The organism is Paenibacillus sp. XY044 (genome assembly GCF_002257645.1).
Lineage (GTDB): Bacteria > Bacillota > Bacilli > Paenibacillales > Paenibacillaceae > Paenibacillus_AQ.
Map to the genome: position 1 here is coordinate 1 of NZ_NQMO01000005.1, position 16,423 is coordinate 16,423.

Here is a 16,423-nt window from a genome sequence, read left to right on the forward strand (position 1 = left end):
AGTCCGCTCGACTTGCATGTATTAGGCACGCCGCCAGCGTTCGTCCTGAGCCAGGATCAAACTCTCCAAGAAAGTTGATAAAGCTCATTTTGAATCTGACGAGATTGATTTAATCTCAATTTAAAACATCATCCATTTGTTCAGTTTTCAAGGAACTTGATCGCTGCGTTTGACATTTTTCTATCAAATCCGACGCAGGATTATATTGTATCATGTCATTCATATCGTGTCAACACTTATTTAGCAAGCATTGAGAAGATTTGAATCACCGCCTTGTTTAGCGGCAAGAAATAATATATCACGGATAACGGATATTATGCAACAGTTTTTTTAAATTTATGTTGTGGTAAAATTTACTTACTTATAGTTAGCCAATTCTCTTCATTACCGACGTAACCTATTTTACATTAACAGTGAATCGCCAAGCTAGGAATGCTATTCTTGAGGCATTTGATTTCTCACCGTGTGCTTATTTACCCAAAGGATCATGACTAGAAGGTCAATACTCTCAGCATCGTTACTTCGTGTTTTCTAAAAGGAGGCTAACAAATGAACGATTGGTTGAACCGGATCCGCAAAGGCATCGGCAAGAAGCTGGCTGCCATTCACCGCTGGAACGCATGGATGGTTGCTTTTCTGGGGTTCAGCGGAGTCATTCTTCCCCTTGGTTTCTGGCGTGAGGTGCTTGGCGGAGGCAGGGTCTGGCTGAAGTGGCTTCATATTGGTGTCGGTTTAGCCCTGCTCCTTCCCGTCGTCTACTACCTCTTTCTGGCGGGCAAGCACTGGAAGCTGCTCAAGGACCGTCCCAAGCAGAAGTGGAATGTCATCATCGTACTGTTCCTGCTGGTCGGATGGTTTCTTTCCGGGGTGGTTCTGTGGCAGTTCCGGGCATTCGGTCCGGCATGGTCCAATCCAGCCCTGACGATTCATGATCTTTTTACTTGGGTGGGTCTGCCCTATATCATTTATCACTCGGTTACCCGTACCCAGTGGCTAAAGGAGCCTCATCGGCGGACGGTGAAGTCCGGAGCTGACCGGCCAACCACCACATACGCTGCAAACGAGCCGCTTTATACGCGCAGAGCTTTTATCCGATCAGCGATCGGGGTAGGTTTGGCGGTAGCGTTCGGGCCTTCTTTTATCAAATGGCTGGGCAGCAGTAGCGGCTCATCACAGCAAAACATGGAGGAGCTGCTCGAAAAGGACGCCAATCATCTGGTTCCGGCACCCACGCCGGCAGCGGAATCCCTCACTCCGGTCGGTGGAGGGGCTAAAGGCAACTTCCGCATATACACCGTAACCCCCATTCCCGCATTTGATAACGCCAACTGGTCCTTTACCGTGGATGGGCTTGTCAAAAAACGATTGCAATGGAACTGGGAACAATTCGTTAAGCTCCCGCGCGTCGTTCAGGTCAGCGATTTTCACTGCGTCACCGGGTGGTCGGTGTACCATAACACTTGGGAAGGCATTCCCCTTACAAAACTGCTGGATGAAGCCGGGGTTCAATCCGCTGCACAGACCGTGAAGTTTTATTCGGGTGACGGGGTCTACACGGACTCTTTAACATTGGAACAGGCCCGTATGGACGACATATTGGTGGCCGTGCTGCACGACGGAAAGCCGATTCCGAGTGACCTCGGCGGTCCGGTTAGGCTGATCGTTCCCCAAATGTATACCTATAAATCCGTAAAGTGGCTGAACCGGATCGAGCTGATCCAAGACGACCATATCGGCTATTGGGAAGAGCGAGGCTACGATAAAAACGCCTGGCTTCCAGACGCCAAACGGACATAACTCGCTCCTTACAGGCCCTCAATCAACGTTCAAGCCCCTCCTCATGACCGCCGAAAACAAGGCAGCGGCCTTCCCGCTGCCTGCGGTCATGTAATTATCCGCATCCGTTCTGTCAAACCCCATCCATACAGCCCCGGTCCATTCCGGCGTATAGCCGACAAACCAAAGATCGCGGTTCCCCTTGCTGCTGACGCCAGGCAAACCAAGCTGCGTCGTGCCCGTTTTGCCCGCTACCGGCCGGTTCATCCTCGCTTTCATGCCTGTGCCCTCGTTCACGACGCCGCGCAGCATGCTCGTCATATGTTCCGCCGTCGAATGCGAGATGACCGGGCGTTCATCCGGACGATAGGCATACAGCACCCGACCTTTTGAATCCGTAACCTGCCGTACGAGATGCGCTTCACGATAAGTACCTCCGCTGGCAAACACGCTGTACGCCTGCGCCATTTTCAAGGGAGAGACACCGGAATGAACGCCGCCAAGCGCAATGGACAGATTAGCATCCTCCGAGGCAAGTGAAATGCCAAGCTTCGCCGCGAACTGTATCGCCTTTGTAATCCCTACCTGTTGCAGCAACCATACGGCCGGAGCATTTACAGACTGCTGCAACGCTTGCCTCATGGTCATTTGCCCCTGATAGGCTCCGCCCAAATTCTGTGGCCTGTAGCTCCCGTAAGCTATCTTGCGATCCTGAAGCATGCTGTCCGGCGAAAATTTACCGCTCTCAAGGGCCGGACCGTAAGCGACAATCGGCTTGAAGGCGGAACCCGGCTGTCTGGCATCGATCACGGCCCGGTTCAAGCTGCCTGCAGCAGGATGCCTGCCTCCGGTCAGCGCCACGATCTCCCCCGTCCGATGATCCATAATCACCATCGCTGCTTCAACCTGCTGATCCTTGCCGTCCGGCGGAAAGAAATCCGGGTTGGCGAAGGTATCTTCCAGCGCAGCCTGTGCAGCCATATTCATTCCCGTTATGATGGTATACCCACCCGTCTTCAACTCTTCCAACGTTTTGCCTGTTCGCTGCGCGGCTTCCTTGAGAGCAGCATCTATATAAGAGGCCCCGAACATAGGAGGATTAACATCCGCCGGCGGCTGATATTTCGTATTCATAGCAGACATCATGTCATCACGGGTAATCAGACCTTGCCGCTTCATAATGCCAAGCACTACGTTTCGCCGTTGTACGGGCAGGTCGCCCTTATATAACGGATTGTAAATGGACGGTCCCTTTGGAATGGCAGCCAAGGAGGCGATTTGCGCCATACTGAGCTTTTTCAGATCCGTCACCCCGAAATAATGCTCCGCCGCAGATTTGATGCCGAATTGCCCATCCCCCATATAAATCGCATTCAAATACAATTCCAAAATGTCATGCTTGGACAAGCGTTTCTCCAGCGCAAAAGCGATGGAAGCCTCGTTCAGCTTGCGCAGCAGCGTTCGATCCCGGTTCAGATACAGATTTCGTGCCAGCTGCTGCGTAATGGTGCTGCCGCCTTCCGAAATCCGCATATGGATCGAGTTGGTGTATACCGCACGCGCAATCCCATTGTAATCCAGTCCATCATGTCCATAAAAACTCCGGTCCTCCACGGCCAAAAAAGTGTCCAGCAGCAAATCAGGCATATCTTCCAGATGCGCCTTGACCCTGTAGCCCGACTGCGGCAGTTGTATTTTTCGAAGCTTGGTCCCGTCCGAGGCCACCAGGATGCTCGACTCCGGCAATACCAGTTTCTCGGGATGACGCCCCACGACGATGCCTCCGTACACATATACATAAAACAGACCTGCCAGTACGATCACTGCACCGATGACCGCGACATCGAACGAGAGGTAGAGCCCCCTCATCACCTTACGCCAAACCATTGCCTGCAGGCTGTTCATGACGCCGTCATCAGGCTTTCCAGAAGCCTTTCCAATCCTTGCGCTTCCCGTTTCACGGATTCCATATCGAAATCCGGCGACTGCTGACTGCCCGAATCCGCAGCCTCCAATGTACGGAGCAGAGATTTTATTCGCAAAATGACTGCCATGACCTCTTCGTTGTCCAGAAGCGGAGTCGTTTCATTTGGGATGGGCGGTGTGGATAGTCGATCGGCTGAAGATGTTGTCCTCCCTCTATGAATGCCCTGTAAGTGGCTCACCAATGTCTTCAACTCACCACCGGAGGCAACTTTCAGTTCACTGAAGGATCCTCGATCTGCCAGCTCCTCCGCGGCTCTCACGATCTGCTTCATATCATCCGCAAGTTTTTGCGAGCGAAGCATGAACAAACCAGCAAACACGGCGAAAAAAACAGCAGCGGCAATCGGCGTTTTACCAATATAGTTCACCAGACCACGGGCTAGCCTGGCAAAAAATGAATCGGGCGAAACATGTGCATAGGACCACGCAAAGACACGGTATGTCAAAAAGAGAACGATACCGCTTAACAAAGCGCTTCCCGTCATTATATACAGATAAGCAGCCCGAACCGTTAACCGTTTACTCAAAACTTAGGCCTCCTCTCTGCATAGTGGAAAATCACCCACCTATGCGCAAAAGGATACCAGACAATTCTTAACAAACACCCGCGAAATCCTTAACATTCCCTTAAACTTCACCGCAAGCAGAAAAAAAAACCAACAATGTCGGCATGAGAAAAAAAGAAAAAAAAGCCCTGAACCCATTTTTCAATGAGTCAGGACTTTCTTGGTCACGGTTCTATAAATCGTTCGCTTCTTCATTCAAAAGACGGATGAGCTCGTTCTCGTCCTCGATCACCTGAATGCCGAGCTGCTTGGCTTTGGCCAGCTTGCTGCCGGCTTTCTCCCCGGCAATGAGCAGGTCCGTCTTGGCAGAGACGCTGCCTGTCACCTTTGCTCCAAGCGCCTCCAGCTGCGCCGACGCCTCATCGCGGGTCATTTGGTGCAGCGTGCCGGTCAATACGACCGTCTTCCCGCTAAAGAAGGAGTCGTTTCTAACCGTCTGAGGTGCCTCAGGCGCCTGCGCTTCCACACCAAGGGAGAGCATTTTCTCGATACCTGCCACCACAAACGGATCAGCAAAGAAGTTCACGATGCTCTCAGCGACAATGCCGCCGACATCCGGAAGGGCGATTAACTCCTCTACGTCGGCTTTCATCACGGCGTGAAGATCCCGATAATGATCCGCCAGCATTTTGGCAGTGGATTTACCGGTGTTGGGTATACCCAGTGCATAAAGGAAGGAAGCGAGGTCCCTCCCCTTGCTTTTCTCAAACGCCTCCAGCAGATTCATCGCCTTTTTCTCGCCAAAACGATCCAGCTTCACCAGCTGCTCAAATGTCAGCTCATACAGCTCCGCCGCTTCGCGCACGTTCAGTTCGTCGTACAGCTGTCCGGCTGTTTTATCGCTGAACGTCTCGATATCCATCGCGTCACGGGAGGCGAAATGCGTAATCCGCCCGATGATCTGGGGTCTGCAGTCCAGTTTATTGTTGCAGAAGAGGTGCGCGCCGCGCATTTCCAGCGGGAAACCGCATGCCGGGCAATGCTCAGGGTAAATAATTTCACCGCCGTCGTTTTCTTCGGTCACCTTACCCAGAATCTCCGGAATGACGTCGTTGGAACGGCGAATAAACACGCGCGTACCCAGCGCATATTTCAGGTTCTTACGTTCGATGTCCCCAACGTTATTCAGCGTACAGTTCTGAACGGTAACGCCAGCCAGCTCCACCGCCTCTACCCGGGCGAGCGGAGTAACCTTGCCGGTACGGCCCACGTTCCAGCTGACGGACTCCAGCACGGTCGTCGTCTCTTCCGCCTCGAATTTGTAGGCTACCGCCCAGCGAGGGAATTTATCCGTATAACCGAGCGCCTCGCGCGTGCGCATGTCGACGATTTTAATGACGGCTCCGTCTATGAGATAGTCCAGGCTGGATCGGCGCTCCTGAATTTCGGCCAGCTGCTCCATCACATCGTCGAAGTTATCGAAATACGTGATGTACGGGTTGACCTTAAAGTGATTTTCCCGCAGAAATTCCATCATTTCCTTATGGCTGTCGAATCGGATGTTATCCGAATAGCCTACGTTGTAGAAATAGGCATTCAAACGGCGCTCGGCAGTCACCTTCGGGTTCAGGTTGCGCAGCGCCCCCGCCGCTCCGTTCCGGGCGTTCTTGAGCGGCTCAGCCGCCGTCTTGTTGTACTCTTCCAGTACAGAGAGGTTCATAATCCCTTCTCCCTGCACCTCAATCGTTCCACCCTTATAAGGGATACTCAACGGCACGGACTTGATCGTCTTAATCTGCGGAAGGATGCCTTCGCCAACCACGCCGTTCCCGCGTGTAGCTGCCTGAACCAATCTTCCGTCGGTATAGGTCAAATTGAGCGTGAGCCCGTCAAACTTCAGCTCCACCGCATAGCTCAGCTCCGGCAAAGGGTTATCCGGGTTTTTCTTGTTATAGTCTTGAACCAGCCTTACAGCCCTTGCGTTCCAGCTGCCAAGCTGTTCGATATTTTGGGCCTTATCCAGGCTCCACAGCGGAGCCAGATGACGATGCTGGACAAATCCTTTGAGCAGCTCTCCCCCTACACGCTGTGTCGGAGAATCCGGCAGCGTCACGCCGGTCTCCTTCTCCAATGCAACGAGCTGGTCGTACAAAGCGTCGTACTCTTTATCGCTAATGGCAGGCGCATCCAGCGTGTAGTATTGATAATTGTGCTTATTCAGCTCGGCTACGAGCTGCTCCATGGTCAACTTCGGATCCATGCAGGGTCATCCCTCCGTCTATAGATTCATAATTTTAATTTTCCACTTTGGTGATCGGGGCAAATCCGGCCAGAAGGCGTTTCACGCCAACCGGCGCCGGAAAGGCAATCTGCAGCTCCGTATCGTTGCCGCTGCCTTTGACCGAAACGACCGTCCCGACACCCCATTTGCCATGGGAGACCTTGTCCCCTGCCTTCAGGGCGGTGAGGTCCGATGTGCTGCCTACGGCTGCCATTTTGGCTGGAGTGGATGTGGTCACCGTCACCCGGCTCTCTCTGCCCACGGAAGTAGCCGTGGAACCGCTCAGCGAGGATGGCGCCGCGCTTTTTCCAAAGTTGCTGCCTCCGCTTCCAAAGCCTCTGCCGCCATAAGAACCGCCAATATTGCCTCCCCGGCGGTAGCGGTCACGGGCAACGACCGTATCCTCCTTCAGCTCCTCCGGAATCTCATCCAGGAAGCGGGATGGCGGGTTCGCCGTCGTCCGGCCGAACAAGGTACGCATCTGCGCGCAGGAGAGGAACAGCTGCTGCTCCGCGCGGGTAATCCCGACGTAAGCCAAACGGCGCTCTTCCTCCAGCTCCTCATTATCCTGGAAGGCCCGGCTGTGCGGGAATACGCCCTCTTCCATGCCGATGATAAACACCACCGGGAACTCGAGCCCCTTGGCGCTATGCATCGTCATCAGGACAACCGCATCCGCTCGGTCCTCCTCGCTGTCGTTCATGCTGTCGATGTCGGCAATGAGTGCCAAATCGGTCAGAAACGCCACCAGTGACTTATCTTCATTATTCTTCTCAAATTCCATCGTAACAGACAAGAACTCGTCGATATTCTCCAGGCGGGACCGGGATTCAATCGTATTTTCACGCTGCAGGTCGATCCGGTATTGGGACATCTCCAGCATTTTCTCAGTCAGCTCGGTGACGGACAAGAACTCCACCATCTGGTAAAGAGCCGATATCATATCGTAAAACTCCACCAGCGCATTGCGGGTCCGTCCGGCAAAGCCGAGATCGTCAACGAACTCCAGCACGCGGAAGATGGAAACTCCCCGCTCCGTCGCTGCGGCAGCGAGTTTGGCCACTGTCGTATCGCCGATGCTCCGTTTGGGAACGTTAATGATCCGCGTCAAGCTGATATCGTCATCCGGATTGGAGAGCATGCGCAGATAGGCCAGCATATCCTTGATCTCTTTGCGGTCGTAGAACTTGATGCCGCCGACGATCTGGTACGGGATGTCCGACTTGATCAAAATTTCCTCGATAACCCGGGACTGGGCGTTGGTCCGGTACAGGATGGCATGATCCTGGTACGACTTGCCCTGATTCACGTTCTTGCTGATCTCCGAGGTCACAAAATACCCTTCGTCATGCTCCGAGTCGGCACGGTACACTTTAATCTTCGCGCCTTCGCCTTTATCGGTCCACAGCTTCTTCGGTTTACGCCCGGTGTTCTGTCCAATGACTTCGTTCGCCGCGTTCAGAATCGTCGAGGTCGAGCGGTAGTTCTGTTCGAGCAGAATCGTGCGTGCTTCCGGATAATCCTCTTCAAAATTCAAAATGTTGCTGATGTCCGCGCCGCGCCAGCGGTAAATGGACTGGTCGCTGTCGCCGACGACGCAAATCCGGTGATGGCTGTCAGCCAGCATCCGGCACAGCATGTACTGCGCCCGGTTCGTATCCTGGTATTCGTCGACATGGATGTACTGGAACTTTTTCTGATAAAAATCCAGCACTTCCGGCACTTCCTTAAACAGCTGGATCGTAGCCATGATCAAATCGTCGAAATCCAGCGAGTTGTTGGCCTTGAGCCGCTTCTGGTACATCGTGTACACCTTGGCGACCAAGCCTTCGAAATAGTCTCCCGCCTTCTGTTCATACTGCGCCGGGGTTACGAGTTCGTTCTTCGCCGTGCTGATGACGGACTGGATCGCCTTCGGTTCGAATTTCTTCGTGTCGAGGTTCAGATCCTTCATGCAGTTACGAATCACCGACAGTTGGTCCGTCGAATCCAGAATGGAAAAGTTCGAAGTGAACCCGATGCGTTCAATGTCTCTCCGCAAAATGCGGACGCACATCGAGTGGAACGTGGACACCCAAATGTCCCGGCCTTCATTGCCGACCAGCTTGGCTACCCGATCCTGCATCTCGCGTGCGGCTTTGTTGGTAAACGTAATGGCCAGAATGCCCCAAGGCGGAGCCTTGCGGGTTGCGATCAAGTAAGCGATCCGGTGCGTCAGCACCCGGGTCTTGCCGCTGCCTGCGCCGGCCATAATGAGCAGCGGCCCGTCCGTGGCTTCCACGGCTTGGCGCTGCTGCGGGTTCAGTCGTTGTACTGCTTGTTGTATATCAATAGGTTGCATGCGTGCATGCTCCTTCCTGCTATAGAAATTCACAAAACTGATGGGGTGTCATTGACAATTCTAATGCTGCTTACTATTATTCTTTAACGGCCTTAACCGTCAGCAGCGCCTGCTTCAAATCCTCGTAAACGACATTGCCGACGACGATCGTATCGCAGACGGCAGCAGCCTGCCGGGCCGAATCGGCATCCTTGATGCCTCCGCCGTAGAACAGCTTGGCCCCGTTCAGAGAGCGGTGAATATGCCGTACGGTTTCCATGTCCCCGAACGTTCCGCTGTACTCCACATAGACGACCGGCAAAGACATCAGCTTATCCGCGACCTGGGCGTATGCCGCCGCTCCTGCCGCATCCAGTCCGGTCTGCGCTCCGGTCAAACGGGCAACCGTAGAATCGGCATTCAGGACGATATATCCTTCGGGAACGAGCAGTTCCCACGGGATCATGTACCCATACTCTTCCACCGCCCGTTGATGATGGCCAACCAGCCATGCCGAATCCGAAGCATTGAGTACCATGGGGATCATATACAGATCAAAACCCGGCACGATCGCCTCCAGGTCGGACACCTCCAGCACGCAGGGGACCTCATACCGCCTGATGCGGGACATCAGCTCCACGGTATTGTCGAACGTTACCCCGCTGGATCCGCCCACCATGACGGCGTCCGTGCCGGACATGCAAACCGCATCCAGCGCTTCGTCTCCGATCTCCTTATCCGGGTCAAGCTTAAACACATGCCTCCATGGCATAATCATTTGCATCAAACGGCATTCCTCCACGACAAATCTTCATAAATCTAGTCTATGTCAGCACCGGGTGAGTGTCAATTTGCGTTCGCATAAAATGCGAACATTTTTTCGCCAATCCGCCGCACGCAAAAAAGAAGATATGCTCCGGGTGAGAAGCATATCTTTCAAGCCATAAACGATTCATCGGGTGAACAATATGGATGCAATTACCACCCGAACGCAAGCTGCCAGCGGTTGTCCCCGAGCTCTTGTTCCGTCACAAAGTCGGAGTACACGCCCGTAACCCCCATTCGCTGCAGCCTATCGATTTCGGAAGGATCGTTAATCGTATTCACATAAGCCGTGATTCCAGCTTTCTTCAGCTTAGCCAGAAAGCCCGGTTTGGCTCGGGATTCCGGGATTGTTACCGCCTCAATTGAATGGCTGGCGGCGAAATCGATGACTTCCTGATCCGTATCCTTGGATGCGTACAGCGTATATATGATGGACGGAAACTCATAAATGCCGTTCACCATTTCCAGCATAGGCTGGTCGTAAATCTGCGGCACGACCCTTTCCAGCAGCGCGGGATCGCGTTTTTTCGCCGTATCCACGAGAATCTCCAGCTCTTTTTGAATATCCGCCTGCTCCTGTTCCTTCGTATCCGTCACGATATAAATATCGGGATAATGCTCCATCAGGTCCAGAATATCCGACCAATCCAGCGGCTCGTACGCGCCGAGGATTTTGCTGGTTTTAAAGTCACTGTAGGTCATCCTCCCCGACTGCTTGTCCTGCGGAAGATCATCCTTTTGCCCCAGCAGCTCGGTCATGTACTGCGTCCATTCATGCCTGGCCACCAGGTGGCCGTCCGCCGTCAGAAGAAGATCCACCTCGAACACGCGGTTTCCTTTTTCATAGTTGGCAATAAACGCTTCGTAGGAATTGGTGTACGCATGCTCGCGGATCCCGCCCATCGCGTGGGAAATGACCTGGTAATCGGTAAAATTGTTGCTGATGTCCTTGGAGCTTCCCTGGGGAACCCACATCATCAGGCCGGCCGCCACGACCAGCGCCAGCAATGCCACCCATTTCCTCATCGGTATCACATCCTTTGCAGCAGCTTTCAGCGTGAGGGGAGCGCGTCTGAATAATTGGGAGCCGAATAAAAAGATAATTAAGTAGAGATTACCCGTTCGGGAGTAGCGTCAAACGATGAAGAGGGGTGGGGATTGTTGGGAAAAGAAAAAGGCACCGCCGAGAGCGGAGCCTTATCGAAGCTTTCATTAGAGATAACCATTCTACTCTGTTCCTTGATCTTTAGTAGATAGATCCTGAATAAAATCATGCAGTCCCTCCCGCCAATCCCTCAAATCACTCAGCCCGTTAACCCGAATCGCCATATGATCCATGACCGAATATGCAGGACGGGGAGCCGGACGGGGAAATTGAGCCGTTGTGCAGGGCTCAAGCCGGGCAGTCATCTGAATACCAGCTTTGTCCGCTTCGTCAAAAATAGCACGGGTGAAGTCAAACCAGGTGCACTGCCCTGCATTGGAGGCATGGTAAATCCCGTATTTCTCCGTTTGGACGAGTTCGAGCAGAAAGCGGGACAAATCCACGGTGAATGTAGGTGAACCCAGCTGGTCATTGACGACCTGGAGCATGGGTTTCTCTTGACCGAGGCGCAGCATCGTTTTGACAAAGTTGGCTCCGTGTGCGCCATACACCCAAGAGGTTCGGACGATAAAGTAACGGGAAGACAGGCTCTGTACAAACTGTTCGCCGGCCCGTTTGGTCTTGCCGTAGATGCTTTGGGGATCGGTCTCGTCATATTCTCGGTAAGGAACAGAAGATCTTCCGTTGAAAACATAATCCGTGCTGATATATACCAGCTTGGCTCCTCCGCTCTCCGCCGCCGTCGCTATATTCCGCGTGCCGATCGCATTAACCCGGTAAGCCCCGTCAATGTCCGTTTCTGCGGCGTCAACGGCGGTGTAGGCCGCGCAGTGGACAATCGTGTCCGGCCCAAAATCGGCGACGACCTGCTGGCATGCATCCCAACTGGTAATATCGAGCATGGAACGCCCGCATCCCAGAACTTGATGCCCTGCTTGCTGGAACAAGGCGGCCACATCTCGGCCGAGTTGTCCTCCGGCTCCTGTCACCAGGACTTTCATACGCCGTCCCCCAAACGCGGACCGTACTGCTTTGTATAATAATCCTGATACTCGCCGGATAGAATTCGCGCCCACCACTCTTTATGATTTAGATACCACTGAATGGTCTCTTTGATGCCGGATTCAAAATGGTGCCGCGGCTTCCATCCGAGTTCCCTCATTATTTTGGCGGGATCGATTCCGTAACGGCGGTCATGCCCCGGCCGATCCTGAACATGCGTAATTAATGATTCCGGTTTACCCAGTTCCTCCAATATCGTTCTGACGATATGAAGGTTCGTCCGCTCATTGTTGCCGCCGATGTTATAAACTTCGCCCGGCTTGCCTTGGTAGATGACAAGGTCGATGGCAGAGCAGTGGTCTTCAACGTACAGCCAGTCCCGGATATTTAACCCGTCGCCGTAGACAGGCAGCGGCTGCTCACTGAGGGCGCGGGAAATCATTAGCGGAATCAGTTTTTCCGGAAACTGATACGGACCGTAGTTGTTGGAACAGCGGGTAATATTCACGGGCAGTCCAAAGGTTTCATAATATGCTCGAACCATGAGGTCCCCTCCGGCTTTGCTCGCGGAGTAAGGACTGTTTGGGGCGAGCGGCGTCTCTTCCGTGAAGAGGCCGGTGTCTCCCAGTGTGCCGTATACTTCGTCGGTGGACACCTGAACGAATTTAGTCACACCATGCTTCCGGGCTGCATCGAGCAGCACCTGCGTCCCGAGCACATTCGTCTTCACGAAAATATCCGGTTCAAGTATGCTTCGGTCTACATGGGATTCAGCCGCAAAGTTTACGACGACGTCGATCCCTCGCTGAAACCATAAATCCACCGCTGCCGCATCCGTAATATTGTCTGCCGTAAAGGTGTAGTGGGGATGATTCTGTACGGAGCTAAGGTTCTCGAGGTTGCCGGCATAGGTCAGTGCATCCATATTGATGATTTCCAAATCGGGATACTTTTGAAGCATATATACTATGAAATTACTGCCAATAAACCCCGCCCCGCCGGTAACGAGCATTTTCCTTCCCATCGTTTAATCCCTCCTGGTCGTTAATCAAAAGTTAAGCTCCGCATCCTTCAGCAGCGGATGACGCTGATCTTTATCCGACAGGATCGGAATTGCGACCGGCCAGTCTATGCCAAGAGCGGGATCGTTCCACAATATGCCCCGGTCATGCTCAGGAGAATAGTATTCATCTACCTTATACAGAACCTGCGTACCGGGAACCAGCGTGCAGAATCCGTGGGCAAACCCTTTGGGCACGAGCAGCTGCCGCTTGTTATATTCGCTTAGAATAACCCCGATCCATTCTCCAAACGTCGGCGAATCTCGCCGGACATCTACAATCACATCATAAATTGCACCGCCCAGAACGCGGACTAGCTTGGTCTGGGCTTTGGGGTTCAATTGATAGTGAAGGCCGCGGATGACGCCTGCCTCTGCGGAAAGCGATTGATTATCCTGAATGAATGTGTGCGTTATTCCCTGCTGACGCAGCACAGCCTCGTTATAGCCCTCCATAAAAAAACCCCGGTTGTCCCCATGAACAACAGGTTCGATCCACACGGCATCTGCCAAGCGTAATTGATTCACTTTCACACTGAAGGCCCCCTAATGGTAGTCTTGTAACCAAAATCGCATTCATTCTTATTAATATATGATGCTTTCAATCCGTGCGGTGATATATTGGTCCGCCCTTTTTCGGTATAAATCATCATAGGGAAACCATATCAATCGAGTGAGGTCAAAGAGGTATAGGGAGGTTTGGAAGAGCGGAAGCTCACGATTCAAATTCCATATATATACAATACACTATACCGGCAGCACGAGGAAATGAATATTTTAGTTTGAAAAACAAGCCATTGCGAATACACTTTCGACTGATCTCAGGGTAAAACAAAAAAAGGCAGAATCCGCGCCTTGTGGCGTGATTCTGCCTTGTTGCCGTATTTTATTTCACCAGCTGCCCACGCGTTACGCCGAGCTGGTTGGTCGCCTTCAATGTCTTCCATACCTGCGTGCCGCTGATTTCGCCGCGCAGGGCACGGTTGTACAGGTCGATGACCTCGTGGACCTGTTCCGGCGTTTCTTCCAGGAACTCGACGCGGTAGGCCGAGACGCCGAGATCCATGAAATTCGTCAGGTACTCGGCACCGGACTGCTCGATGGCGTTGTAGACCGTGTTGCGGCAGCCCTCGTCCACGCGGACCGGGTGGGACATACCGATGCGGTCCTGCAGGGACGCCCGGTGCGATTCGCATGGTCGGCCGCAGTTCGTAAAGTCGGTGCCTTCGCTTAGGAAGGTACAGTACACACAGTGCTCCGTATGGAACATCGGCAGATGCTGGTGGATGACGATCTCCATCTGCGACGTATTGGAGCGCTCCAGCAGATCGACCATCTGCTGGATGTTCAGATCGTAAGACGGCGTAACCAGGTCACAGCCGGCTTCGAGGAACAGATCCACCGCTTTGTGATTGGCGATGTTGAGCGAGAAATCGCCAATCAGCTGCGGATGATCGGCATCCGGGTTTTCCATCCGGTGGCGCAGGTAGAAGTACAGCGCCCCGGTGTTGCGCACAAGCACGGCGTCCGGCTTGAGGCGCAGGATGTTTTTGTGGTAGCCGTTCTCGTTCGGCATATGGATGCGCGGCGTCGCCAGCGCGATCCGCTTGCCGGCGGCATGAACGGCTTCCACCGCTGCCGGGAACTGCTTGATGAACTCGAAGTCGGCGTAAATCATCTCTACGCCGGCTTCGAGCGCAGCCTCAACCTGCGGGAGGCTGCGGCACAGCGCGGTGAGCTTCGCCTCACCGCGGGCCACCGGCGATGCGCTGCGCGCAGCATCGCTGAACACGGTCGCCGCCCGTTTCACGTACACGGGCGGCTTCGGGCGCTCGCCTGCGAGCAGTTCCACCGCCTGGCGGCGGATATTGTTCAGCTCGCGCATCGGCACGATGACGTCGCCCTGCAGGTCGACGTCCAGCTTCTCGAGCTGGTAGACGGTGCCGCCCAGGCGGCCGAACTGCTCCTCGAGCAGGGCGTAATCCATCGGCCGCTTCTTGGCCACTTCCAGCTCCATCTCTGAATCCACCTGCACCGTCGTGCCCTTCTGCACGTCGGTCCAGACGGTAGTCAGCAGGCCGCCGGCATGGCCCACGGCTTTGACATGTACCGGGAACACCCGGTACGGCTTCTCCGTCTCGAACGTTTGACGCAAACGCTTGTCGAGCGCCGGATCGTTCGTTTTCCAGATGCGGTCGCCGACATGCACCTTGCGCAGGTCCACGTCGCTCCGGCCCGGAACGACGTCCACGATCCAGCCTTCGCCCGCTTCTCCGTCGATTTTGACGCCTTTGCGGCGCAGGTCGTAAATCCGTCCGCCCTCTTCCTGCTTCGTCGGGTCGCCGGCGTCGAACACGATGCCGTCACCGCGCTTCAGCGGAGCTTCAATCTTGCAGACCACGCCGTCGCGCAGAATCTTCTCGACCCGGCCGACGTACACGCCGCGGCTTTTCGGGAACGTACCGTCCACCAGCTTTTTGTTGTTCGTGCCTTCGAGGAATCCGTGCGTAAAGCCGCGCGAAAAGCTCTGCTGCAGCTCGCGCATTTCCTCTTCGCTCGTCGGCGTGTTATCGCCGTCAAAATAACGGTCGATCGCCTTGCGGTACTTACTGACCACGTTGGCCACGTACTCGGGGCTCTTCAGGCGCCCTTCGATTTTAAAGGATGTGACGCCCGCCTCGATCAGCTCCGGCATTAAATCGATGGCCGCCAAATCTTTCGGCGACAGCAGATAGGCTACATCGCCCATCGGCTTCTGCTCGCCGTCCACGATCAGGTCGTACGGCAGGCGGCAGGCCTGCGCGCATTCGCCGCGGTTGGCGGAGCGGCCGCCCCACATTTCCGATGTCAGGCACTGACCGGAATAGGAGACGCACAGGGCGCCATGGACGAACACTTCCATCGGAAGCTTCGCCTGTTCCCCGATTTTTTGAATCTGCTTCAGGTTGTTTTCGCGCCCCAGCACGACACGCTCCATGCCCCACGGCTTGGTGAATTCCACCGCTTCCGGCGAGGTGATCGTCATCTGGGTCGAACCGTGAATCGGGAAGTCCGGGGAAATTTCCCGGATCAGCTTCACCAGCCCCAAATCCTGCACGATTACCGCGTCCACGCCCGCATCGATGCAGGCGTCGATCAGCTCTTTGGCATCCTCCAGCTCGTTTTCAAAAACCAAAATGTTAAACGTCAAAAAGCCCTTCACGCCATAGCTGTGAAGAAACGACATGATCTCCGGCAGCTCTGCCATCCGGAAGTTGTTCGCCCGGGCACGGGCGTTAAACTTTTCCACGCCGAAAAAGATCGCATCCGCCCCGTTGGCCACCGCCGCACGCATGCAGTCCCAGTCACCGGCCGGCGCCAGAAGCTCGACGTCTTCCCTTCTTAATGCCTGTTTGTTCATCTATATCCTCCCAAACCGGCCCTCTGCCGGTTCTCATTCTAGAATTCTCGTTCCTGTGCTGACCTAACGATATGAATAACCAGCATGACTGCTGCTTTAACTTATCTAGTGTACCAAACATCTTCCGATCCTTCTACCATCCCCACGAATTATCTCAATTCC

The 16,423-nt window shown here is 54.1% G+C and carries 11 protein-coding genes and 1 rRNA gene; 1 reads left to right on the plus strand and 11 read right to left on the minus strand.

All coding sequences use genetic code 11. From position 1 onward, the window contains the following. Positions 1-72: ribosomal RNA gene (locus CJP46_RS19955) — 16S ribosomal RNA — on the minus strand; the annotation flags it as partial. A 477-nt stretch (positions 73-549) separates the two neighbouring features. On the opposite strand from CJP46_RS19955, the gene CJP46_RS19960 reads away from it, so the two are divergent. Continuing rightward, entirely contained in the window at positions 550-1,797 is a 1,248-nt protein-coding gene (locus CJP46_RS19960) for a molybdopterin-dependent oxidoreductase (RefSeq protein ID WP_094597402.1), read from the plus strand. A gap of 18 nt (positions 1,798-1,815) precedes the next feature. On the opposite strand, the gene CJP46_RS19965 is transcribed toward CJP46_RS19960, so the two are convergent. The 10 genes from CJP46_RS19965 to CJP46_RS20010 form a co-directional block, all read right to left on the minus strand. Beyond that, positions 1,816-3,681 (minus strand): transglycosylase domain-containing protein, encoded by a 1,866-nt coding sequence (locus tag CJP46_RS19965; protein WP_094597403.1) that lies wholly within the window; start codon positions 3,679-3,681, stop codon positions 1,816-1,818. Continuing rightward, entirely contained in the window at positions 3,678-4,289 is a 612-nt protein-coding gene (locus CJP46_RS19970; protein WP_094597404.1) for a hypothetical protein, read from the minus strand. Before CJP46_RS19970 ends, CJP46_RS19965 begins: the two co-directional genes overlap by 4 nt. Positions 4,290-4,500: 211 nt before the next feature. Further along, positions 4,501-6,528, minus strand: coding sequence for an NAD-dependent DNA ligase LigA (gene ligA / locus CJP46_RS19975; RefSeq protein ID WP_094597405.1), 2,028 nt, complete (start codon positions 6,526-6,528; stop codon positions 4,501-4,503). Between the two features lie 34 nt (positions 6,529-6,562). Beyond that, a complete protein-coding gene (gene pcrA / locus CJP46_RS19980) occupies positions 6,563-8,890 on the minus strand; it encodes a DNA helicase PcrA (protein ID WP_094597406.1) in 2,328 nt (775 codons plus the stop codon). A gap of 76 nt (positions 8,891-8,966) precedes the next feature. After that, positions 8,967-9,653: a heptaprenylglyceryl phosphate synthase gene (gene pcrB / locus CJP46_RS19985; protein ID WP_094597407.1), complete on the minus strand. Its 687-nt coding sequence runs from the start codon at positions 9,651-9,653 to the stop codon at positions 8,967-8,969. Between the two features lie 194 nt (positions 9,654-9,847). Beyond that, positions 9,848-10,720, minus strand: a complete 873-nt coding sequence (locus CJP46_RS19990) for a phosphatidylinositol-specific phospholipase C/glycerophosphodiester phosphodiesterase family protein (RefSeq protein WP_094597408.1) — start codon at positions 10,718-10,720, stop codon at positions 9,848-9,850. Positions 10,721-10,921: 201 nt separating this feature from the next. Further along, the gene (gene rfbD, locus CJP46_RS19995) at positions 10,922-11,800 is read right to left on the minus strand and encodes a dTDP-4-dehydrorhamnose reductase (RefSeq protein WP_094597409.1); all 879 of its coding nucleotides are present in this window, start codon (positions 11,798-11,800) and stop codon (positions 10,922-10,924) included. Continuing rightward, positions 11,797-12,825 (minus strand): dTDP-glucose 4,6-dehydratase, encoded by a 1,029-nt coding sequence (gene rfbB / locus CJP46_RS20000; protein WP_094597410.1) that lies wholly within the window; start codon positions 12,823-12,825, stop codon positions 11,797-11,799. The genes rfbD and rfbB overlap by 4 nt, the downstream gene beginning before the upstream one ends. A 24-nt stretch (positions 12,826-12,849) precedes the next feature. Beyond that, entirely contained in the window at positions 12,850-13,395 is a 546-nt protein-coding gene (gene rfbC, locus CJP46_RS20005) for a dTDP-4-dehydrorhamnose 3,5-epimerase (protein WP_094597411.1), read from the minus strand. A 352-nt stretch (positions 13,396-13,747) separates the two neighbouring features. Then, entirely contained in the window at positions 13,748-16,261 is a 2,514-nt protein-coding gene (locus tag CJP46_RS20010; protein WP_094597412.1) for a U32 family peptidase, read from the minus strand. Positions 16,262-16,423 lie beyond the last annotated feature (162 nt).